Origin of the sequence: Glaciibacter kafniensis (genome assembly GCF_039538945.1) — a bacterium.
Taxonomy (GTDB): Bacteria; Actinomycetota; Actinomycetes; order Actinomycetales; family Microbacteriaceae; genus Cryobacterium; species Cryobacterium kafniensis.
Genome location: NZ_BAABCN010000007.1, coordinates 215,648 through 239,088 on the forward strand (window position 1 = coordinate 215,648; position 23,441 = coordinate 239,088).

Consider the following 23,441-nt stretch of genomic DNA (forward strand, 5'->3'; position numbering starts at 1 on the left):
TGCGACGTCGCGGAGGCATCAGCGCGGAATGTGACAGTAACATAGGCGTTTTGCACGCACTATTTCTGTGCATAATTGACCTGCATGCACAACTGTGACCGTGCACATCGAAGCGAGGCCGACGTCGTGATCTCCGAAATGCCCCCGGGTCGTGCGCCCAGCATTCGTGATGTTGCGCGTCTGGCCGGCGTCTCACATCAGACCGTGTCGCGGGTTCTGAACAACCACCCGAGCATCAGGGACACCACCAAGGCTCGCGTGCTGCAGGTCATGGAAGACGTGCACTATCGCCCGAACCGGGCGGCCAGGGCTCTCGGCAACGGGCGTTCGCGCACCATCGGGGTGTTGTCGGCCTCCGGCTCGCATTACGGCCCGGCCAGCAGCATCGCGGCAATCCAAGACGCCGCCCGCGAGGCCGGCTACTACGTGAACATGGCGAATCTGTCCGCCGTCGATCCGGAATCGATCGAGGCAGCGCTGACCCACCTGATGAGCCAATCGGTGGAGGGAATCGTTGTCATTGCCCCGCAGGTGCGTGTGTTCGACGCCCTCGAGCACATGGCGATTGACGTGCCGTTCGTGACGATGCAGTCCACAGGACGCCTCGACGAACACACGCTCTCCGTCGACCAGATTGCCGGTGCCCGCCTGGCCACCCATCACCTGATCGAGCTCGGTCACCGCGACATTTACCATCTCGCCGGCCCCCAGGACTGGATCGAAGCCGAGGCGCGCATGCGTGGTTTTCTCGACGAGATGGGGGCGATGGATGTCCCGACCACCGCGCCGATTCTCGGCGACTGGACCGCCGAGTTCGGTTACTATGCCGGCCGTGAAATGTTGCGGGTGCGCGACTTCACCGCGATCTTCTCCTCGAACGACCAGATGGCCCTCGGGCTGATTCACGCCGTTCGTGATGCCGGCCTCGATGTGCCAGGCGACGTCAGCATCATCGGCTTCGACGACATCCCGGAGGCCGCCCATTTCTGGCCGCCGCTCACGACAGTGCGCCAGGACTTCGCCGAACTCGGTCGCCGGTGCATGGCGCTGCTGCTGAGTTCGATCACCGACGACCAGCCGGTCGACTACCGGGATGTGATCACCCCCGAACTCATCGTGCGCGGGTCGACAGCCCCGCCGTCGCCCTACTTTCGCTAGGTCCCTCTCCGTTCGCTGAGGTCCCTCTGCGTCGCCTGCGTCGCTGACATTCCTCCGTCAACACCCCTGCCGTCGCCGAGATCGCCCCACCGGACGCGCTGCCTGCGCTGAGTTTCCTCCTCCTCCGGCACCTCCGGCTCCTCCGGCTCCTCCGGCACCTCTTGCACCTTCGGCGCGACACGATGCCCACGCGGCTGCGCCCGTACGCAAAGGAGGAGAAACGGCAACACGCCGTGTGAAACCGGCGGTTTGAGACAGCGTTTCGCAGAATCTCCTCCTTTGCGTCGATCGCTCAACCGGGCATTGAGCGGATGCTCGCTTGTTGGCGTTGAGCCGCTAACCGCGGGTTGCTGGCATCGATTTCTTCGTCGGCGCGAGCGGCGAACTGACGGTCGTTGCAAGCGCGCTGACGTCCGTTGCACGACTGTGACCATCTCGAGTTGACACAGAAATCATGTTTGCAGCTAGCATGGGCGAAGCAATGTGACCGTTCACATTTGAAAAAAACCATGACGAAGGAGTCGTATCGTGACCACGACCGCCCAGCAAGCGACACCCCAGGCGCCGGCCACGAATGACTCGTACGTCATCGGAGTCGACTACGGAACCTTGTCAGGACGGGCCGTCGTTGTGCGTGTGTCCGACGGAGCCGAACTGGGCTCGGCCACTCTCGACTACCCGCACGGCGTCATGGACACCACGCTCGCGTCGACGGGCGCCGCACTCGCTCCCGATTGGGCGCTGCAGGTTCCGCAGGACTACGTGGACGTGCTGAAGAGCGCCGTTCCTGCCGCCGTCGCCGCCGCCGGCATCGACCCGGCGCTTGTCATCGGCATCGGCACGGACTTCACCGCGTGCACCATGGTTCCGACCCTCGCCGACGGCACCCCGCTGAACGAGCTGCCCGAGTACGCCGATCGTGCGCACGCCTACGTGAAGCTCTGGAAGCACCACGCCGCCCAGCCGCACGCCGACCGCATCAACGACCTCGCCTTTGAGCGCGGCGAGAGCTGGCTGCCGCGCTACGGCGGCCTCATCTCGAGCGAGTGGGAATTCGCCAAGGGCCTGCAGCTGCTCGAAGAAGATGCAGAGCTCTACCACCGCATGGACCACTGGGTTGAAGCGGCAGACTGGATCGTCTGGCAGCTCACCGGCCAGTACGTGCGCAACGCGTGCACCGCCGGCTACAAGGGAATCCTGCAGGACGGGCAGTACCCAAGCCGTGAGTTCCTCGCCGCACTGAACCCCGAATTCGCCGACTTCGCCGAGACCAAGGTGGCCCACGAGATCGGCCAGCTCGGCGCATCCGCCGGCACGCTCTCGAAGCAGGCCGCCGCCTGGACAGGCCTGCCTGAGGGCATCGCCGTGTCCGTCGGCAACGTCGACGCCCACGTCACCGCCCCGGCCGCCCAGGCAGTCGAGCCCGGCCAGATGGTCGCCATCATGGGCACCTCGACCTGCCACGTGATGAACTCAGACATCCTCGCCGAGGTTCCGGGCATGTGCGGCGTCGTCGACGGCGGCATCGTCTCCGGCCTCTACGGCTACGAGGCCGGCCAGTCCGGCGTCGGGGACATCTTCGCCTGGTACGTCAACAACCAGGTTCCCGAGCGCTATTTCGCAGCAGCGGATGCCGCCGGCCAGTCGATCCACCAGTATCTGACCGATCTCGCCGCCCTCGAACCCGTCGGAGCGCACGGCCTGATCGCGCTCGACTGGCACAGCGGCAACCGCTCAGTGCTGGTCGATCACGAACTGTCCGGCGTCGTCGTCGGAACCACGCTGACCACCCGCACCGAGGAGGTCTACCGGGCGCTGCTCGAAGCCACGGCCTTCGGCGCACGCACCATCGTCGAGACGTTCAACGACAGCGGCGTGCCGGTCACCGAATTCATCGTCGCCGGCGGACTGCTGAAGAACGCCTTCCTGATGCAGACCTACAGCGACATCCTGCGCCTGCCGATCTCGACGATCGCCAGCGAGCAGGGCCCGGCGCTCGGCTCGGCCATCCACGCCGCCGTCGCCGCCGGCGCCTACGCCGATGTGCGCGCGGCCGGCCAGGCGATGGGCAAGCTGAACAAGAATGTCTACACGCCGAACGAGCAGTCTGCTGCGGCCTACGACCTGCTGTTCGAGGAGTACACGCTGCTGCACGACTACTTCGGTCGCGGCGCGAACGAGGTCATGCACCGGCTGAAAGCCCTCAAGCGTGACGTGGCCGCGGCATCCGTCGCGCCCGTTCTGGGTACCGAAACGAGGAGTGGAGGTGTGTCGACCCCCGAAAACAGGGATGCGGGGGAGCGGCTCGCCACTCCACTCCTCATTTCGGTACCGGCTGACGTGAACTCGACAGACTCGATCACCGACGGCGAGGTGTTCGCATGAGCACCTTCGGCCCGCAGATCGAGGTTGCCGTCGCCCGCGTGCGCACCGAGATCGCCCACCTTCATTCCGAGCTGACCGCCAACAGCCTGGTCGTCTGGACCGGTGGCAATGTGTCTGGCCGGGTTCCCGGCGCCGACCTGTTCGTGATCAAGCCGAGCGGCGTGGACTACGCCGACCTCGCGCCAGAGAACATGATTCTCTGCGACCTCGACGGAGCGGTGATTCCCGACACCCCCGGTGCCGACCGTGCGCCGTCCAGCGACACCGCCGCACATGCATACGTCTACCGGAATATGCCTGAGGTGGGCGGGGTCGTGCACACACACTCCACCTACGCCACCGCGTGGGCGGCCAGAGCCGAACCGATCCCGTGTGTGATCACGGCCATGGCCGACGAGTTCGGTGGGGACATCCCGATCGGCCCGTTCGCGATCATCGGCGACGACTCCATCGGCCGCGGCATCGTGGACACGCTCACCGGGCACCGCTCGCGTGCCGTGCTGATGCAGAACCACGGCCCGTTCACGATCGGCAGCACCGCTCGTGACGCGGTCAAGGCCGCGGTCATGGTCGAGGATGTCGCTCGCACCGTGCAGATTGCTCGGGCCGGCGGTGCGCTCGTGCCGATTCCGCAAGAGGCCATCGACTCTCTCTTCAACCGATACCAGAACGTCTACGGACAAGCACCGCAGGGAGCACTTCAGAAATGACCGCACAGCACACACCGTTGGCCACCCCGTTGGCCACACCGCTGGCCACGACGCCGCTGCCCTCGACTGCTTTGTCCACCACCCTCGACCACTATGAGGTCTGGTTTCTCACCGGAAGCCAGAACCTCTACGGCGAAGAGACTCTCCGCCAGGTTGCTGAGCAGTCCCAGGAGATCGCGCGCACGCTCGGCGCCGCTCACGACGTGCCGGTGAAGATCGTCTGGAAGCCCGTTCTCACGAACTCCGACTCGATCCGACGCGCGGCACTCGACGCCAACGCCGACGACAACGTGATCGGTCTGATCGCCTGGATGCACACCTTCTCGCCGGCGAAGATGTGGATCGCCGGTCTCGACGCGCTGACCAAGCCGCTGCTGCACCTGCACACGCAGGCCAACGTCGAGCTGCCCTGGGCCGAGATCGACTTCGACTTCATGAACCTCAACCAGGCCGCGCACGGCGACCGGGAGTTCGGCTACATCCAGACCCGCCTCGGCGTCGCCCGCAAGACCGTCGTCGGCCACGTCTCGAACCCGGCCGTCACCGCCCAGGTCGGCACCTGGATGCGCGCCGCCGCCGGCTGGGCTGCCTCGCGCACGCTCAAGCTCGCCCGCTTCGGTGACAACATGCGGTACGTCGCCGTGACGGAGGGCGACAAGACCGAGGCCGAGCTGCGCTTCGGTGTGCAGGTCAACACCTGGGGGGTCAACGAGCTGGCGGATGCTGTTCACGCCGTTTCCGACGACGCCATCGACGCCCTCGTGGCCGAGTACGAAGAGCTCTACACCGTGGTTCCCGAGCTGCAGAAGGGTGGCGAACGCCACGACTCGCTGCGCTACGGCGCCGCCATCGAGCTCGGGCTCAAGGGCTTCTTGGAGGAGGGCGGCTTCGGCGCGTTCACCACCAGCTTCGAAGACCTCGGCGCGCTGCGCCAGCTGCCCGGCCTCGCCGTGCAGCGTCTGATGGCGCAGGGCTACGGCTTCGGTGCAGAGGGCGACTGGAAGACGGCCATCCTGGTGCGTGTCGCCAACGTGATGGGCTCCGGTCTTCCCGGCGGCGCGAGCCTGATGGAGGACTACACCTACGACCTCACCCCCGGCAGTGAACTGATCCTCGGTGCACACATGCTCGAGGTCAGCCCGGCGCTGACCACCTCGAAGCCGACACTCGAGATCCACCCGCTCGGCATCGGCGGCAAAGAAGACCCCGTTCGCCTGGTCTTCAACGCCGACCCCGGCCCCGCCGTCGTCGTCGCCATGTCCGACATGCGCGACAGGTTCCGCCTGGTCGCGAACGTCGTCGAGGTCGTCGAGCCCACCGCGGCGCTGCCCAACCTGCCCGTCGGCCGTGCCGTCTGGTCTCCGGAGCCCGACTTCGCGACATCCGCTGCAGCCTGGCTCACCGCGGGTGCCGCCCACCACACCGTCATGTCGACCGCCGTCGGCATCGAGGTGTTCCACGATTTCGCCGAGATGTCTCGCACCGAGCTTCTCGTGATCGATAAAGCCACCACTCTGCGCGATTTCACGCGCGAAGTGCGATGGAATCAGGCCTACTACCGCTTGGCACAAGGCCTGTAATCACAGCTGTACACACCAACAACCTGACATTCATATCAATGTCGATAGAGAAAGAACGAAAGGGAAACACAGTGAAGAAGAAGAACGTATTCTTTGCCATGATCGCCGCCGGCGCCATGGTTGTCTCGCTTGCAGCTTGCTCCGGAAGCACGGGCGGCGACGCCGGCTCCGGCGACAACGCCGGCAAGGGCGGACTCGTGGGCGTTGCAATGCCGACCAAGTCGTCAGAGCGTTGGATTCAGGATGGCAACGCCGTCAAGAAGCAGCTCGAAGACCAGGGCTTCAAGGTCGACCTGCAGTACGCAGAAGACGACATCCCCACCCAGGTCTCGCAGATCGAGAACATGATCACCAAGGGTGCTGAAGCCCTGATCATCGCGTCGATCGACGGCACCACGCTCACCAGCGTGCTGCAGGATGCCGCGGATGCCGACATTCCGGTTATCGCGTACGACCGTCTGATCCGCGACACCGAGAACGTGAACTACTACGCGTCGTTCGACAACTTCAAGGTCGGACAGCAGCAGGCCTGGTCGCTGCTCAACGGCCTCGGCCTGACCGACCTCGAGGGCAAGCCGGTCGACGGTGCACCCGCCGGCCCGCTCAACATCGAGCTGTTCGCCGGCTCCGCCGACGACAACAACGCCACGTTCTTCTTCAACGGTGCGATGAAAGAACTGCAGCCGCTGATCGACGCCGGAACCCTCGTCGTCAAGAGCAAGCAGACCGACTTCAACACCGTCGCAACCCTGCGCTGGGATGGCGAAGAGGCCCAGAGCCGGATGGAAAACATCCTGACCTCGACCTACTCCGACGGTTCCAAGGTCAACGGCGTTCTCTCGCCCTACGACGGCATCTCGCGTGGAATCATCTCCGCCCTCGAAGGCTCCGGCTACACGGTCGGTGCTGAATGGCCGATCATCTCCGGTCAGGACGCCGAGCTCGACTCCGTCAAGGCCATCGTTGCCGGCGAACAGTTCGCCACCATCTTCAAGGACACCCGCAAGCTCGCCGAGGTTGCAGTCAACATGACGGTGGCCCTGCTGAACGGCGAGAAGCCCGAAATCAACAACACCACCGACTACGACAACGGCAAGAAGGTTGTTGACTCGTACCTCCTCGACTCCGCCATCGTGGTCAAGGACAACATCACCGAGCAGCTGGTTGACAGCGGCTACTGGACCCAGGCCGAGATCGACGGCTAGTCCGACTCACTGAATCGCCGGTGGGGCGACTACTGTTACGTTGCCCCACCGGCGTTTCGCCCTCCTGCCCACGACCCCGCCCACGACACTCAGAGAGGCACGCGAGTGACCACCAATATTCTCGAAATGCGCGGCATCACCAAGACCTTCCCCGGCGTCAAAGCCCTGCAAGAGGTCACCCTGAATGTTGCGCGCGGCGAAATTCACGCCATCTGTGGTGAAAACGGCGCCGGAAAATCCACCTTGATGAAGGTGCTCTCCGGCGTGTACGCACACGGCAGCTACACCGGAGACATCGTCTTCGAAGACGAGGTCGTCGCATTCCGCGACATCAGCGACAGCGAAGCCAAAGGCATCGTCATCATCCACCAGGAGCTGGCACTCAGCCCCTACCTCTCTATTGCAGAGAACATCTTCTTGAACAACGAGCTGCGTGGCGCGTTCGGTCTGATCGACTGGAACAAGACCAACCACGAAGCCGCCAAGTTGCTCGCCCGCGTCGGGTTGAACGAAAACCCGACCACGCGCATTCTCGACATCGGTGTCGGAAAGCAGCAGCTCGTCGAGATCGCCAAGGCGCTCTCCAAGCGCGTCAAACTCCTCATCCTCGACGAGCCGACCGCCGCTCTCAACGACGAAGACTCCGACCACCTGCTCGACCTGATGCGCCACCTCAAGGAGCAGGGCATCACGTCGATCATCATCAGCCACAAACTGAATGAGATCAAGAAGGTCGCCGACGCGGTCACCGTCATCCGTGACGGCAAGGCGATCGAGACGATCTCCCGCAATGATGTGACCGAAGACCGCATCATCAAAGACATGGTCGGTCGCGACCTCGAACACCGCTATCCCGATCACACCCCCAAGATCGGCGACGAGATTCTGCGTGTTGAGAACTGGACGGCCCACCATCCGCTCGATGTGACGCGCGTCATGGTCGACAACGTCAACATCAACGTGCGCAAGGGTGAAATCGTCGGCATCGCCGGGCTCATGGGCGCCGGCCGCACCGAATTCGCGATGAGCCTGTTCGGGCGCAGCTACGGCACGCGCATCTCGGGCCGCGTCTTCAAAGAAGGCGTCGAGATCAAGACGCGCACCGTGTCTGAGGCGATCGGCAACGGTCTGGCCTATGCCACCGAAGACCGCAAGCAGTACGGGCTCAACCTGATTGAAGACATCCAGCGCAACATCTCGATGGCGTCACTGGACAAGCTCAGTCGCGGCGGCCTGGTCGACAGCAACGAAGAGTTCAAGGTCGCCAACGAGTACCGCACCAGCATGAACATCAAGGCTCCCTCTGTGCTGTCGAAGACCGGCAAGCTGTCGGGCGGAAACCAGCAGAAGGTCGTGCTGTCGAAATGGATCTACTCGAACCCTGACGTGCTCATCCTCGATGAGCCGACACGGGGCATCGACGTCGGTGCGAAGTACGAGATCTACGCGATCATCAACAAGCTCGCCGCCGAGGGCAAGGGCATCATCGTCATCTCGAGCGAGCTGCCGGAACTTCTCGGCATCAGCGACCGCATCTACACCCTCTCCGAGGGGTGCATCACGGGAGAGTTCCCGATCAAGGAAGCCACCCCGGAGACCCTTATCAAACACATGACCATGGAAAAGGCCCGCTAGCGTCGGCGCTGGTGGATTAGGAGAAACGTCAATGAGCGATCTTGAGACCAAGCCGACGCCGGGAACGGCAGCGGGCGCGCAAATCAATCCGAGCACATCCAAGGCGGGGGCGTGGCTGAGCCACCTTCTGGCCGACCTGGGCAAGAACGGCATCTTCATCGCCTTGCTCGTGGTGGTGTTGCTCTTCACAGTTCTGACCGACGGCATCCTGCTGCGTCCTCAGAACATCTCGAACCTGATCGTGCAGAACGGCTACATTCTCGTTCTGGCCATCGGCATGGTGATGGTGATCATCGCCGGGCACATCGACCTGTCGGTCGGCTCGGTCGCCGCCTTCGTCGGGGCCTGCTCCGGCGTGTTCGCGGTGACCTGGGGTCTGCCGTGGTGGCTGTCGATCATCCTCTCGCTGCTGGTCGGTGCACTGGTCGGCGTCTGGCAGGGCTTCTGGATCGCCTTTGTCGGCATCCCGGCCTTCATCGTGACGCTGGCCGGCATGCTGATCTTCCGCGGCCTGGCGCTCGCGGTGCTCGGCAACGCGAACATCGGCTCGTTCCCGGCCGAATACCGTGCCCTCGGCAACGGCTTCTTGAACAACGTGTTCGGTGAATTCGACCTCGACCCACTGACCATCGGTGTCGCCGTGATCGCGATCATTGCGCTCATCGTTCAGCAGATGCGCACCCGCGCCGGCCGTGCCAAGTACGGCCAGGAGGTCGAACCGATCGTCTGGTTCGTCGCCAAGCTCGCCCTGATCTCTGTGGCCATCGGCCTGTTCGGCTGGGCTCTCGCCTCGTACAAGGGCATCCCGGTCACCCTGATCGTGCTCGCCGTGCTCATCCTCGTCTACGGCATCATCATGAACCGCAGCGTGTTCGGTCGTCACATCTACGCGATCGGTGGCAACCTGCACGCCGCCGAGCTGTCGGGCATCAAGACCCGCAACGTCACCTTCTGGCTGTTCGTGAACATGGGTGTGTTGGCCGCACTGGCCGGCCTTATCTTCACCGCACGCCTGAACCTCGCCGGCCCGAAGGCCGGCGACGGCTTCGAACTCGAGGCCATCTCGGCGGCGTTCATCGGTGGAGCGGCGGTGACGGGTGGTGTCGGAACAATCGGTGGCGCCATCATCGGTGGTCTGATCATCGGTGTGCTGAACAACGGTATGTCGATCATGGGTATCGGCATCGAGTGGCAGCAGGCCGTCAAGGGTCTCGTGCTGCTGCTGGCCGTCGCCTTCGACGTGTACAACAAGCGTCGCGCTGGCGGTCGCTAGCGTTCGACCCCGTTCGCTGCGCGCTGTGTGGCTTGTGCGCGCGTTCTCCTGGGCCCCGGCCATCCGTTCTGCGGATGCCGGGGCCTTCGGTGTGAGGCCGGACGACTGTTGCAGATACCGAAGCCGTCGGCGTGGGTGGCTCGCGGCGTGCGTCGGTCACGGCACGCGTCTGCGAAGCGGGCACGTGTACTACCGCGTGCCCAGTTCGCCAACGCGTGCCGCGAGCGCGTGGGTGCACCGGCATCCGCTCGCGCAGCGGATATCGGGGGGCGCGTGGGCACCAGCCGCGTGCCACTGGCCGGGTGATGGTTTTCGCTCGCGGCACGCGTCTGCGAAGCGGGCACGTGTACTACCGCGTGCCCAGTTCGCCAACGCGTGCCGCGAGAGCGTGGGTGCTCGCTGGCACGTTGCTTCTGCACAAACGGATGTCCGGAGAGAGTCTGCACAGATTCGGTGGAAGTCTCGGATGCGGTGCTGCCAAAGAGCCCAGCATGGGGCATGCAGAGAACTCAAGCGCGGGCGATTACTACGGATGGTTCGATAGCGGATGCTGCACTCGCCGTGCTCGCTGCCCGGTATGACGGGTTGATCCCGTCGAAGGCGCTCGGGGAGGCCGGGATAAATGCGCACGCCGCGAAGAGTCTTGTTGCACGGGGGCTGCTGGTACGCATCCGACGCGGCATGTATGTGCAGCCCGAGCTCTGGAATGACGTGCGAGCGGAGGGCCGCTATCAACTCGTGGTGCGTTCGACGATGGCACTCACGAGGCGGCCGGCGATCGTTTCGCATTTGTCTGCGGCTGTCATCCACGATTTGCCGATCGTCGGGAGCTGGCCGAAGACCGTACACACGCTGGAACCGGATGCTGCCGGTGGGAGTTCGTCGAGGTTCGTGACGAGTCATCGCAGCGGTGCCACTCCCGCGCCGGTGAGAAATGGGGAGCTGTTGGTCACGTCCCTCGCGCGCACGGTTATCGATGTTGCGGCGAGCTCGAGTTTTCTCAACGGTGTCACGGTGGCCGACCACGCACTAAGAGTGGAGGGAGAACGAGCCGCCGCGGAGGTCAAGCGGGGCGCGGTGGGAACCCCGGCGCTGACGAAGGCGGATCTCTACGCTGAGCTGGCGCGTGTGAATCCGAGATACGGATTCCGGCAAGCGGAGAGGGTGATTGCGTTCGCGAACCCGCTATCCGCGAACCTCGGGGAGTCGCTCAGTCGAGTGCGAATCTTCGAACTTGGCTTTCAGGTGCCTGAATTGCAGGTTCATTTCGTCGTCGGGAACGGTCACAATTGTTGGGTCGACTGCTACTGGCGGGGCATCCGAAAGATCGGTGAGTTCGACGGTAAGCACAAGTACACGCGCGGTATTGTGCTCGGTGACCGCGACCCGGCCGAGGTCATGGTCGCCGAGAAGGTGCGCGAAGACGCGCTACGCGCCCACCCCGACTGCGACAGCTTCGACAGGTGGGATTGGGACACGGCGATCTCGCCGCGATTGTTCTCCCGCTTCTTGAGTGAGCATGGGATGCCACTTGCGTGACTGCACGTGGCATTTGCGTGACCACGCCTGCCACTTATCAGCCTGACACTCGCGCTTACCAGCCTGACGCGCTCGCGGCACAACCTTTGCCGCTCGCGGCACGTGTCTGCGTTGGCCGCACGTGCTAGACGACGTGCAAGCTTCACAAGTGCGTGCCGCGACGGATGCTTCGCGCTGGCGTAACTGGATGGCACGGGCCGCGATGCCACCAGATGACAACGGCACCATACCTGGGAGAATAAACGCATGGCAGAGAAGACGCCGAACGCGGCAGCGCGCGACGAAACAGGCGATACGGAGATCGTGACCGACGCGGCGCCGGCGACGGCGAATGCCAATGAAGGGGTTCTCAGCCCGCGTTATCGCTGGATCAGCATCGGAATGTGCTCGCTCATCCTTCTCGCCGCGTTCGAATCGCTCGCCGTGACCACCATCATGCCGGCCGTCAGCGCCGATTTGAACGGCCAGTCGCTCTACGCACTGGCGTTCGCCGGCCCGTTGGCCGTCAGCGTCGTCGGAATGGTGCTGGCCGGCAACTGGTCAGACCGTCGGGGTCCGCGTGGCGCGCTGCTCGTCTCTGTGCTGCTGTTCACGATCGGCTTGATCATTGCCGGCACCGCCCAGACCATGGAGGTGCTCGTGGCCGGCCGGCTGCTGCACGGGTTCGGTGGTGGCGGCATCACCGTCTCGCTCTACGTGATCGTCGCGCGCGTCTACCCGGCGCTCCTGCAACCGCGCATCTTCGCCGGTTTCGCCGCGGCCTGGGTGGTCCCGTCGCTGATCGGCCCATTTCTGGCCGGCGTCGTCGCCGAGGCCTTCAGCTGGCACTGGGTCTTTCTCGGTGTCGTGGTCTTGGTGGTTCCGGCCCTGGCGATGGTGCTGCCGGCGGTGCGCGGCCTCGGTCAGAAGCCGAGTCCGGATGCCGCCCCCTGGAGCATCTCCCGCATCGCCTGGTCGGCACTGGCCGCGATCGCGGTGCTCGCGCTCAACCTGTCCGCCGATGCGGATGGCGTGTTCCGGTGGATTCTGCCCGTGGCGTCGGTCGCGGTGTTGGCGCTCGCCGTGCGCCCGCTGTTGCCGGTCGGAACCCTGCGCGCGGCATCCGGTCTGCCCGGCGTCGTGCTCTTTCGCGGGCTCATCGCCGGTGCCTTCTTCGGTGCCGAGATCTACATTCCCTACCTGCTCACCGACCAGTATGGGCTCACCCCGGTGTACGCCGGGCTCGGTCTCACCCTCGGGGGAGTGGCGTGGGGGCTCGCCTCCCAGGTGCAGGGCCGCTATGCGGCAACGCTCAGCCACCAGGCCTGCATTCGCATCGGCCTCGCGCTGTTGGGAGTGGGACTGGTTGCCGCGATCGTGACGACGGTCTTCGCGCTCCCGGCGCTCGTGCTGATTCTCGGCTGGGGCGTCGGAGGGGCCGGCATGGGAATCATGTACCCGCGCACGTCGGTGATGGCCTTGCAGTCGGCAAGCCCGGCCGAGCAGGGTTTCACGAGTTCGGCGATTTCGATCTCCGACGGAATCGGTTCGGCCCTTTCGATCGCGTTGACCGCAATCGTGTTCGTGGCGCTGACGCCGTTCGGGGGAGCCTGGCCGTTCGTCGGATGCTTCGCGCTGGCTGCGGCGATCGGCCTGCTGGCCGCCGTGACCAGCGGCCGGGCCTCGGTGGCGCCGCATGCGGCATAAGCGACGCCGCATCCGCCTGAAATTCGTGCGACTGCTGCCGCGTGTCGGTGGTCGGTGCGAGGCTGACAAGAGTACGAATGTCTTGTGCGTGAGTGGTCGGCGCAACACAACATCTAGTGGTTAATCCGACACGCCCGGCGACTTTCCACAGGCAAAAATTAAGGCAAAGAGGAGGCTGTGGATAACTCTCGCTACTCCCGCGTAATACAGGGCTTCTTGAAGTCACAGCCTGGGGACAACCGGTGGAATGTCGGTGGATAACTACATAATTGTAATTACCGCATGTAGTGGCCGTTCCTATTTGAAATCACTAGATGTAGTATTGAAGTACCAGTTCAAGCGGGGGCACCTTGGCTGGTTTCGCACCTGATACAGGTCCCTCAGCTCCCAAATTTCAGCACTTCTCAACTGACCAGAAAGGTCCAACGACATGGCAATTACGGTCTACACCAAGCCTTCCTGCGTGCAGTGCACCGCCACCTACCGCGCTCTTGACAGCAAGGGCATCGAATACGAAGTTCTCGACCTCTCGGTCGACGAGAACGCACTCGAAGCCGTCAAGGCTCTGGGCTACCTGCAGGCCCCCGTCGTGATCACCGACGAAGACCACTGGTCGGGCTTCCGTCCCGACAAGATCAACGAGCTGGCCGCGCGCATCGCTTGATCGTGACCTGATTCACCTGCCTCACGTCTGATCTGTTTGGCCTGTTTGATCTGGCTCGGCAGCCGCACTCATCGCAGTGCGTGCGTGCCAGCTGAGTCGCGTCCCGCGAAAGAAAGGGGTGTCTGATGACCGATCTCGTCTATTTTTCGAGTGTCTCGGGTAACACGCACCGATTCGTGGAGAAGCTCGACCGGCCGGCCGTGCGCATCCCGATCTACGCACGCGAAGAACCGCTTCGCGTCGAAGAACCCTACGTTCTGTGCTTGCCGACTTATGGCGGCGGCATCGACGGGGGAGCAGTACCGAAACAAGTGATCAGGTTTCTCAACGATGAGAAGAACAGGTCACTGATCCGCGGCGTCATCGGCGCTGGCAACACCAATTTCGGGGAGGCATTCTGCCTCGCCGGGGACATCATTGCTGCGAAATGCAAGGTTCCCCACCTATATCGCTTTGAAGTATTCGGAACACCGGATGATGTGCGCATCGTCCACGAAGGATTGGATTCATTTTGGAAGCAACAGCCGTGAAGGTTTCTCCGCTTGACGCCTCAGCGACGGGAATGGACTATCACTCCCTGAACGCCATGCTCAACCTCTATGGTCCGAACGGCGAAATCCAGTTCGACAAAGACCGCGAGGCAGCACGCGAGTACTTCCTGCAGCACGTCAACCAGAACACGGTGTTCTTCCACAGCCTGCGCGAACGTCTCGACTACCTCGTTGAGAAGGAGTACTACGAGCAGGCAGTGCTCGACCAGTACTCGTTCGAGTTCATCACCAAGCTCAACGACCTGGCCTACTCGAAGAAGTTCCGCTTTCAGAGCTTCCTCGGCGCGTTCAAGTACTACACCTCCTACACGCTGAAGACCTTCGACGGAAAGCGCTACCTCGAGCGCTTCGAAGACCGCGTCGTGATGACCGCACTCGGACTCGCTTCCGGCGACGAGAAGCTCGCCGTCAACCTGGTCGAAGAGATCATCGCCGGCCGCTTCCAGCCGGCCACCCCCACCTTCCTCAACTCGGGCAAGGCCCAGCGCGGCGAACTCGTCTCCTGCTTCCTGCTGCGCATCGAAGACAACATGGAGTCGATCAGCCGCGGCATCAACTCCTCGCTGCAGCTGTCGAAGCGTGGCGGCGGCGTCGCCCTGCTGCTCTCCAACATCCGTGAAGCCGGTGCGCCGATCAAGCAGATCGAGAACCAGTCAAGCGGCATCATCCCCGTGATGAAGCTTCTCGAAGACTCCTTCAGCTACGCCAACCAGCTCGGCGCCCGTCAGGGTGCCGGTGCGGTGTACCTGCACGCGCACCACCCCGACATCATGCGCTTTCTCGACACCAAGCGAGAGAACGCCGACGAAAAGGTGCGCATCAAGACCCTCTCGCTCGGTGTCGTCATCCCCGACATCACCTTCGAGCTGGCGAAGAAGGGCGAGGACATGTACCTGTTCTCCCCGTACGACGTCGAGCGCGTCTACGGCGTGCCGTTCGCTGACATCTCCGTCAGCGAGAAGTATCAGGAAATGGTTGACGACCCGCGCATCAAGAAGTCGAAGATGAAGGCGCGTGACTTCTTCCAGACGCTCGCCGAGATTCAGTTCGAGTCTGGCTACCCGTACATCATGTTCGAAGACACCGTGAACGCGGCGAACCCGATCAAGGGTCGCATCAACATGTCGAATCTCTGCTCGGAGATCCTGCAGGTCAACACACCGACCACCTACAACGAGGACCTCTCCTACAAGGAGATCGGCAAGGACATCTCCTGCAACCTCGGCTCGATGAACATCGCCCTGGCGATGGACTCGCCCGACTTCGGCCAGACCGTCGAGACCGCCATCCGCGGCCTCAACTCGGTGTCTGAGCAGAGCCACATCTCCTCGGTGCGCTCGATCGAAGACGGCAACGACCTCTCGCACGCCATCGGCCTCGGCCAGATGAACCTGCACGGTTACCTCTCCCGCGAACGTGTCTACTACGGCAGCGACGAGGGCATCGACTTCACGAACATCTACTTCTACACGGTGCTGTTCCACGCGCTGCGTGCCTCGAACAAGCTCGCCATCGAGCGCGGTCGTGCGTTCGCCGGCTTCGAGGACTCCACCTACGCAACCGGTGCGTTCTTCGACAAGTACACCGACCAGGCATGGGAGCCGGCCACGGCTCGCGTCGCCGAGCTGTTCGCCACGTCGAACGTCGCCATCCCGACCCAGGCTGACTGGGCCGAGCTGAAGGCATCCGTCATCGAGCACGGCATCTACAACCAGAACCTGCAGGCCGTGCCGCCGACCGGTTCGATCTCGTACATCAACAACTCGACCTCGTCGATCCACCCGATCGCGTCGAAGATCGAGATCCGCAAGGAAGGCAAGCTGGGCCGCGTGTACTACCCGGCGCCGTTCATGACGAACGACAACCTGGAGTTCTACCAGGATGCCTACGAAATCGGTGCAGAGAAGATCATCGACACCTACGCGGCGGCTACCCAGCACGTCGACCAGGGCCTGTCGCTGACGCTGTTCTTCAAGGACACCGCCACCACCCGCGACATCAACAAGGCTCAGATCTATGCCTGGAAAAAGGGCATCAAGACGATCTACTACATTCGTCTGCGCCAGCTCGCGCTCGAGGGCACTGAAGTGGATGGCTGCGTCAGCTGCATGCTCTAGCCTTTCTGGATGCTCTCTCGGTGGTCGAGCTTGTCGAGACCACGCAAACCGGTCTCGACACGCTCGACCCACGCTCGTAAAAAGGAACTCAAATGATTGACAAGCTCAAGCTCGTCTCCCACGTTGACGCCATCAACTGGAACAAGATCGAAGACGAAAAAGACGTCGAGGTCTGGAACCGCCTGGTCAATAACTTCTGGCTGCCCGAGAAGATCCCGCTGTCGAACGACATCCAGTCGTGGAACACGCTGACCCCGGCCGAGCAGCAGCTCACCATGCGTGTGTTCACCGGTCTGACCCTGCTCGACACCATCCAGGGCACCGTCGGCGCTGTCTCGTTGATTCCGGATGCGATCACCCCGCATGAAGAGGCTGTCTACACGAACATCGCGTTCATGGAGTCGGTGCACGCCAAGAGCTACTCGTCGATCTTCTCGACGCTCTGCTCCACCAAGGAGATCGACGAGGCGTTCCGCTGGTCGACCGAGAACCAGAACCTTCAGAAGAAGGCCTCGATCATCATGGAGTACTACCAGGGTGATGACCCCCTGAAGCGCAAGGTCGCCTCGACCCTGCTCGAGTCGTTCCTGTTCTACTCTGGCTTCTACCTTCCGATGTACTGGTCGTCGCGAGCCAAGCTCACGAACACGGCCGACCTCATCCGTCTGATCATTCGTGATGAGGCTGTGCACGGGTATTACATCGGTTACAAGTTCCAGAAGGGACTCGAGAACGAGACCCAGGAGCGCCGCGATGAGATGAAGGACTACACCTTCAACCTCATGTACGAGCTCTACGAGAACGAGATCCAGTACACGCAGGACCTCTACGACGAGGTCGGTCTGACCGAAGACGTCAAGAAGTTCTTGCACTACAACGCCAACAAGGCGCTGATGAATCTGGGCTACGAGCCGATGTTCCCGAAGAGCGTCACCGACGTGAACCCGGCGATCCTGTCGGCTCTGTCGCCGAACGCCGACGAGAACCACGACTTCTTCTCGGGTTCTGGTTCGTCGTATGTCATCGGTAAGGCAGTGAACACCGAAGACGAGGACTGGGACTTCTAGGTCTCTGTCGTTTCGCAAATTAGTTGGCAGTTTCGCAAATTAGTTGGCAGTTTTCGCATCTGACGTGTCAGTAGCCGATTCCAACTCATTGCCGTTTCGCAATCTAGTTGGCCATATTCGCATCTGACTTGGCCTCATCCGCATCTGATCAATCAGTAGCCGAATCCAACACGTTTGCCTCCGATAGTTTCTCGAGGTGTGCGGTTCGTGACGAATAGCGCAGGGGGCACATGTGGCTAACTCGAAACGGCCGCTGCCTCGTGACCTCTGCGAGGGTTGGCCGGATAATTTTTCGGTTGACCCGAGCGCGGAGGTCGCGCGGCAGTTCGCGATGAACCTGAAGCGGGCAATTGGATCGCGGAGCGTTAGATCCGTCGCGACGGGGTGTGGCCTCAGCCACGTGACTGTGTTGAACGTTCTTGCAGGACGGACGTGGGCTGACGCGTGGACCATCACGAACCTTGAACGGGGCCTGAATTCGTCTCTCTGGCCAAGACATTCGGCCGACTGAGGCCCCGCAAGAAGCAGTTTTTGATGGCCGTTTCGGGTTCGGAAATTGTGATTGCGACCCCAGACCCGGGGTGAATTCCTGGAAAGCCTGCGGAACGATCGGGAAATCTGGATTAACAGTGAACGAGTTCGCCTCCCTCTGCGACGCACTCCATGATCCGGAAATGGCCCAGAAGTCATGCGCGACGGAATGATTGAAACAGCCACCGAAAGCGCGTGGGCCGAAGTGTCGACCCGAATTTCGAGCGTGGATTCGCTGCTCCCCATGACTTGTACGGGCTGAGCTACTTTGGCAACCCGGAGTTCAACCGGATCGGATCGCTGGAAATCGCCAAGGCGGACGGAACACTCGCTGATGCGCGTGACCTCGTTCAGACCTGTAAGTCGGAGTGCGACGTCCATGGCTGCACCCGTGCTGACATCGTGAATGCCGACGACATCAGGCACTTTCGAGGTTCGGCTCACTAACCCGCTGGCATGCGGCCGGCCCGATCCCCGCCGGAAATCGGATGTGTGGGTGACTACTGACGTCTGTTGACGCCGGTCCCATCACTCCATAAACTACAAATGAGCAAGTGCTCAATAAACGACGAGGAGGTCGTTCTGAATTCATGCACCGCGGTCATTGAGGGCTTTGGTATCCATGGCCAGCAGATCGCCGCAGCACTCGCGGAAGTCGGCGCTGCGCGGGGAGACACGGGGATCGGGGGAATATCTGAAGACGGTCAGTCTCGCGTCAACGCCTCCTTCCTTCGTCAAACTGCCGGGGTACGCGCCGACGATGCCGCCCGGAAATCATGGCTCACGACAGACCGCAGCGCCGTGATGGCACACATCGAAAGGATGCCGTCGTGACCTTGGAAACCCTGGCGAAGTCGGCTGAACCGCTCAACACGCAGGACGTGTATCGCATCGTCCTCGTCGGGCTGGGGAGTCAGGGCGCGGGTATCGCCTCGATCCTGTGCGAGCTCGGCCACGAACTCGTGGGCGTCGTCGACATCGGCGCTAAGGTTGGCAAATCGCTCGGTGAGTTGATCACAGCACCGCGGGCCCCTGATATCTTCGTCAGTGGATCCCTTGATGCGCTCCTTGATTCGCTGGTCGAGAAGCCCGACATCGTCGTTCTCTCGCTGGCCCTCGACCTGGAACCGATACTCGACCTTGCCGCTTCGGTGCTCGACCGCGGCATCAACGCGATAACGCTGCAGCAAGATGTGCTCACACGGGACCACGCATGGGCTGATCGTATGCACGAACGTGCCATGCGAGGTGGTGCCAGCTTCATGGCATCTGGGGTGCAGGACAGCTGGTGGGTACAGATGCCCGCCATGGTGGCAGCCTCGAGCCTCGACATCAGCACCGTTCGGATCACCAGCGTGCTCTCGATCGAGCAGCTGTCGAAGTCCGTCGGAGAAGAGGTCGGCTTCCCACTTACTCCAGAGGAGTTCTCTAGGCACGCCCAAGGGCAGAAGGACTACCCGTCCGTACTGGGTGCGCCCATGACCGAGGCCGCGCGGCGGATGGGCCTCATCACAGGCATCGTGACGAAGGACGTCGAACCAGTGATCGCTGACCGGACCTTCCATTGGGAGGCAGGGAACATGCCGATTGATCAGGGTATGACTACGGGGTTGGTTGAAACGGTCGCATTCGAAACCGATCGGGGCATCCGTTTCGAAGGCATTATCAAGGTTCTTCCGATTGCCATTGAGGAGGCATTCGACAGCCTCGACGTGATCGGGACGCCCAGCCACCACCTCGTTTACAAGCCGTTTCCCGGATACGACATCACCAATGTGGCTCTCGTGTCGCGGATCCCTGACGTCGTAAGGGCTGAGCCGGGCATGTTGTTCCCCGCAGAGATGCCTGCTGCCTCACCACAGTTCAGTAGGGAGCGCTAAAGACGAGCAGCGCTCCCGAAGGGACACATTGCTTCGCTGTTCAGACGTATCACCCTACCCATCGCAACTCCTCAAACCCCATTGCAACTCCTCAAAGAAGTGGAGAAATTCAAATGTCTCTTGACGCCCCAATCCGCCAGGATGAGACCACGACGATCGCGCCGAGAACACTCACGACGTGGAAGATCATTACACTAATCGTCGGCGCATTCACGCCGCTCGCAGTTGTGGCCGGTACCGTCCCGCTCGCGTTCGCCTTCGGCGGACCTTCCACAACGTTGGCCTTCATCATCGCGGGGGCCGTGATCGCGCTATTCTGCGTTGGCTACGTACAGATGGTGCGTCGCATCACCCGGCCGGGCGCTTTCTACAGCTACATTGCTCGTGGCCTCGGTCGACCCGCCGGAGTGGGAGGTGCCATGGTCGCTGTCGTCGGTTACGTCTTCGGGTTCATTGGCGCTATCGCGATTCAAGCGTTCTTGGCTCACGAGATCATCAAGTCCCTATTCGGTATTGATGCGCCGTGGCAGGTGCTGCTGGTGATCATCGTATTCATCGTCGGTTTCTTGGCGTATCGAAAAATCAATCTGAGCGCCTACGTGGTTGGTGTGATTGTCATCGGTGAGGTCGTTCTGCTTGTGGTCCTGGCCATCGCGATTTTCGCACGCAACGGAATCGCAGCCTTTCCCGTCGAGGTCATCCAACCTTCAGTCTTCGGGATCGGCACGTGGTCGGTTGCCCTGATCTTCGCCTTCCTCTGCTTCCAGGGTTACGAGGCCGGCGCCCTTTATGCGCCGGAGGCCAAGCGGCCCGAGAAGACGGTTCCTCGCGCCCTATACGGCGCGTTGGTGCTCTTCGTGGCAGTGCTTGTTCTGAGTACCTGGACGCTCACCTCGGTCTCGGGAGTCGAAGGGCAGATGGAGGTGATCCTTGAGAATGGCCTGGGAGCCTGGGTGCTCGCAGTGGTCGCCGACTACCTCGGGCCGGTTGGCCTCTGGCTGTTCTCGCTGTTCACCCTGTTCGCCCAGATGGCGGTGGCCATCTCCATCACGAACTTCATGTCTCGCTACTACAACAGCCTTGCTCGCGAAGAGCTGCTGCCGCGCTACTTGGGCCGACTGAATCGTTACGGGGCTCCGTATTCCGCGGTTTTCACCCTCCTGGGTCTCGGCCTGGTGGTTCCCCTGGTATCAGCGATGGTTGGGATCGATCCGTACACACAGCTTTCATCGGTGGCCTTCGGTGTCGGCGCGATTGCGGCGACCACTCTGCAAGCAATGGCCTCTTGGGCGGTGGTCGGATTCTTTATGAGGCGTCCGGCATCGGAGCGTCACTGGTGGAAGACATTCATGGCGCCTGCGCTCGCAGGGGTGCTGTTGGTTCTGGCGACAGTCATCGAGATCTTCGGCATTCAATGGATCACCGGGGTCGAGGCCAGCTGGACGATGATTCTACCGGTGCTGGTGCTGGCTGCCCTGGTGCTCGGAATCGCATTTGGGTTCTGGCTCAAGAAGAACAAGCCACGCACATATCTCGACCTTGCCGCTGGCGACTCGCCAGAGGAAGCAGCCGCTTTGCGGTCGGCGCGCATCCAGAGCCGCTCGGACGACGACGTCGACAGGTCAGCGGCAACGGACAGGGACTTCGACCCGGTTCCCTGACTCCTAAGCGCGATATCAGAGGTGCCGGCCGGGTGTCCCGCGGACGGATTGGGTACCCGCGAACGCAGGACGCTCCCGGCGTCAGCCGGGGGCGTTCCGCATTCGCCGATACGACCGGCGGTCGAGTCGTTCAGCGCTTCTCGAGTGCCTTGCCGACGAATCCGATTCCGATTCCGATTCCGAATCCGTAGACGTAGCGGTGAGGATCGTGGGAACCGCCGCCTCGATGGCCTGCACCCGCGCAACGTCGATGCCGGTCTTGTCGCCCATCGCAATGGACAGCGCCTCACCGGGTAAATCATCGGTCCACAGATTGATCGTCGGGCGGATCCACACGAAGGCTGCGTCGGCCTCCTCGATCGTGTGCAACCGCAGTCTTGACGGAAGACGTGAAGGCCTACCGCGGCTATAGGGGGGGGAATGCAGAAGTGGCTCGCAGGTTCGTCGCTTGTGCACATGGCGTTTCAGTGAACACCGGAAGCACCGTCCCGCGTTGACGCGAGCCGCAGCCGTTCGGCTGAAGCTCGTGCTGAAAGATGCTCTGGGGCGCCGTCATTTCCGTACGAAGTTCGGCGGCGGAGCCTCGGGGAGAAGTTCTCAGCTGGGAGAATGAGCGCATGCCCAAAATCGTCAATCGGGAAGAACGCCGACAAGAGATTCTCCACAAGCACATCGAGCTTGTCACGCGTGTCGGGCTGATGAAAGCGACAACGAGGGAGCTGGCGAAGGAAGCCGGGATGTCGGCGGGTGCGCTCTGGAATTACTTCGACACCATCGACGAAGTCGTCCTGGAAAGCTTCCGCTTGTCGTTCGCGCCCCTGAACGAGCGCATCCAGTCCGCGAGCATGCAGCTTCGCGGTCTTTCAGCTGTGGTTGCGATTCTTGACGAACTGCTACCGGCGAGCGAGCAATCCAAAATCGAAGGTGCGACCGCGATCTCTTACCTATTCAACAGCGAACGCTATCCGGAGATGAACGGGATTCAGCTCGAGATGGAACGGAAGTGGTTCGGACTGCTTCGCGACCACATCCGCGAAGCGATTGACGATCAGGAGGTCGTGGCTGACGCATCACCGGTCGATCTCAGTGAGCTGTTGCTTGTGCTCGTCTTCGGATTGCAAATGGAATGGCTGCTTCCCGGCGCCTCGACGGCGCAACCACGGCGGCAGCGGGAGTTGGTAACGCTCGCCCTCGGCCCCTGGCTATGTGACGGCGTCGAGATCTCGCGGCGCGTTTGATTGACCGCGGCCGCCATTCACCGTAGCCACTGCTCCGCAAGACATCGAGAGAGCTAGCTAGCGAGCGGGTGAGGATGTTTGTTGAGCACCGCCTCGCCCTCTTCGGGATGTTTGATCACACCGGTCTTCAGATTGTCGGGCATCACCCGGGGCACGCTGCCGCCGAACCAGTCGAACATCGCCACCTGCGCGCAGCCAGGTGCCTTGCTGCACGGGGTTGGTTCCACGAACGCGTATCTCGAGAACGGCACGCATCCGACGAACAAGAACACCCGGGTCAGCTGCCCGGCCACGGGGTCGGTTAGCTGCATCGTCGGCCCAGACCAGTCGACCTCGACCGTCCGCCCTCCGTGTGACCCACTCGGGAAGCAGCCCCCATGACGAGGACATGCTGCTGGTAGTTCTTGCAGCACCTGTCGTACCCATCGCCGTCTCGCCGCCAGATCAGCTGACAGCCGGTCGAATGATGCCCTATAGTCGGACTGAATAATTCGATAATAATGACAAAGTGCTTCCGTCCGGTTCACGTGGACAACGACGGTTGGCAAGAAGTGCGCGCAG

Annotated in this window: 16 protein-coding genes and 1 pseudogene; 16 read left to right on the top strand and 1 reads right to left on the bottom strand. The window is 62.3% G+C overall.

What is annotated here, in order from left to right; genetic code table 11:
* Positions 1 to 138 precede the first annotated feature (138 nt).
* The 16 genes from ABD791_RS12590 (at position 139) to ABD791_RS12665 (ending at position 22,880) form a co-directional block, all read left to right on the top strand.
* The gene (locus ABD791_RS12590; protein WP_345067485.1) at positions 139 to 1,158 is read left to right on the top strand and encodes a LacI family DNA-binding transcriptional regulator; all 1,020 of its coding nucleotides are present in this window, start codon (positions 139 to 141) and stop codon (positions 1,156 to 1,158) included.
* A gap of 528 nt (positions 1,159 to 1,686) precedes the next feature.
* Complete coding sequence (araB, locus tag ABD791_RS12595; protein ID WP_345067100.1) at positions 1,687 to 3,543, top strand: ribulokinase; 1,857 nt, start codon at positions 1,687 to 1,689, stop codon at positions 3,541 to 3,543.
* A complete protein-coding gene (locus ABD791_RS12600) occupies positions 3,540 to 4,253 on the top strand; it encodes an L-ribulose-5-phosphate 4-epimerase (protein ID WP_345067103.1) in 714 nt (237 codons plus the stop codon). The genes araB and ABD791_RS12600 overlap by 4 nt, the downstream gene beginning before the upstream one ends.
* Positions 4,250 to 5,833, top strand: coding sequence for an L-arabinose isomerase (araA, locus tag ABD791_RS12605; RefSeq protein WP_425562250.1), 1,584 nt, complete (start codon positions 4,250 to 4,252; stop codon positions 5,831 to 5,833). Before ABD791_RS12600 ends, araA begins: the two co-directional genes overlap by 4 nt.
* A 98-nt stretch (positions 5,834 to 5,931) precedes the next feature.
* Positions 5,932 to 7,038, top strand: coding sequence for a multiple monosaccharide ABC transporter substrate-binding protein (gene chvE / locus ABD791_RS12610; RefSeq protein WP_425562253.1), 1,107 nt, complete (start codon positions 5,932 to 5,934; stop codon positions 7,036 to 7,038).
* A gap of 105 nt (positions 7,039 to 7,143) precedes the next feature.
* A complete protein-coding gene (mmsA, locus tag ABD791_RS12615) occupies positions 7,144 to 8,673 on the top strand; it encodes a multiple monosaccharide ABC transporter ATP-binding protein (protein WP_345067109.1) in 1,530 nt (509 codons plus the stop codon).
* 31 nt (positions 8,674 to 8,704) lie between these two features.
* The gene (mmsB, locus tag ABD791_RS12620; protein ID WP_345067112.1) at positions 8,705 to 9,946 is read left to right on the top strand and encodes a multiple monosaccharide ABC transporter permease; all 1,242 of its coding nucleotides are present in this window, start codon (positions 8,705 to 8,707) and stop codon (positions 9,944 to 9,946) included.
* Between the two features lie 498 nt (positions 9,947 to 10,444).
* Positions 10,445 to 11,485, top strand: coding sequence for a type IV toxin-antitoxin system AbiEi family antitoxin domain-containing protein (locus tag ABD791_RS12625; RefSeq protein ID WP_345067115.1), 1,041 nt, complete (start codon positions 10,445 to 10,447; stop codon positions 11,483 to 11,485).
* A 246-nt stretch (positions 11,486 to 11,731) separates the two neighbouring features.
* On the top strand, positions 11,732 to 13,171 hold the full coding sequence (locus tag ABD791_RS12630) for an MFS transporter (protein ID WP_345067118.1): 1,440 nt from the start codon (positions 11,732 to 11,734) through the stop codon (positions 13,169 to 13,171).
* 430 nt (positions 13,172 to 13,601) lie between these two features.
* A complete protein-coding gene (nrdH, locus tag ABD791_RS12635; RefSeq protein WP_345067121.1) occupies positions 13,602 to 13,835 on the top strand; it encodes a glutaredoxin-like protein NrdH in 234 nt (77 codons plus the stop codon).
* A 125-nt stretch (positions 13,836 to 13,960) separates the two neighbouring features.
* Positions 13,961 to 14,365 carry a class Ib ribonucleoside-diphosphate reductase assembly flavoprotein NrdI gene (gene nrdI / locus ABD791_RS12640; RefSeq protein WP_345067123.1) on the top strand — a complete coding sequence of 135 codons (405 nt, stop codon included), beginning with the start codon at positions 13,961 to 13,963 and terminating at the stop codon, positions 14,363 to 14,365.
* A 32-nt stretch (positions 14,366 to 14,397) separates the two neighbouring features.
* Positions 14,398 to 16,503, top strand: a complete 2,106-nt coding sequence (gene nrdE / locus ABD791_RS12645) for a class 1b ribonucleoside-diphosphate reductase subunit alpha (RefSeq protein ID WP_345067490.1) — start codon at positions 14,398 to 14,400, stop codon at positions 16,501 to 16,503.
* Between the two features lie 92 nt (positions 16,504 to 16,595).
* The gene (gene nrdF, locus ABD791_RS12650) at positions 16,596 to 17,570 is read left to right on the top strand and encodes a class 1b ribonucleoside-diphosphate reductase subunit beta (RefSeq protein WP_345067126.1); all 975 of its coding nucleotides are present in this window, start codon (positions 16,596 to 16,598) and stop codon (positions 17,568 to 17,570) included.
* A 1,361-nt stretch (positions 17,571 to 18,931) separates the two neighbouring features.
* Positions 18,932 to 19,981, top strand: a complete 1,050-nt coding sequence (locus ABD791_RS12655; protein ID WP_345067129.1) for a hypothetical protein — start codon at positions 18,932 to 18,934, stop codon at positions 19,979 to 19,981.
* A 113-nt stretch (positions 19,982 to 20,094) separates the two neighbouring features.
* Positions 20,095 to 21,642, top strand: a complete 1,548-nt coding sequence (locus ABD791_RS12660; RefSeq protein ID WP_345067132.1) for an APC family permease — start codon at positions 20,095 to 20,097, stop codon at positions 21,640 to 21,642.
* Positions 21,643 to 22,259: 617 nt separating this feature from the next.
* Positions 22,260 to 22,880: a TetR/AcrR family transcriptional regulator gene (locus ABD791_RS12665; RefSeq protein WP_345067135.1), complete on the top strand. Its 621-nt coding sequence runs from the start codon at positions 22,260 to 22,262 to the stop codon at positions 22,878 to 22,880.
* 80 nt (positions 22,881 to 22,960) lie between these two features.
* Here the strand turns inward: ABD791_RS12665 and ABD791_RS12670 are convergent.
* A pseudogene (locus ABD791_RS12670) lies at positions 22,961 to 23,304 on the bottom strand (IS21 family transposase); the annotation flags it as partial.
* Positions 23,305 to 23,441: the final 137 nt, after the last annotated feature.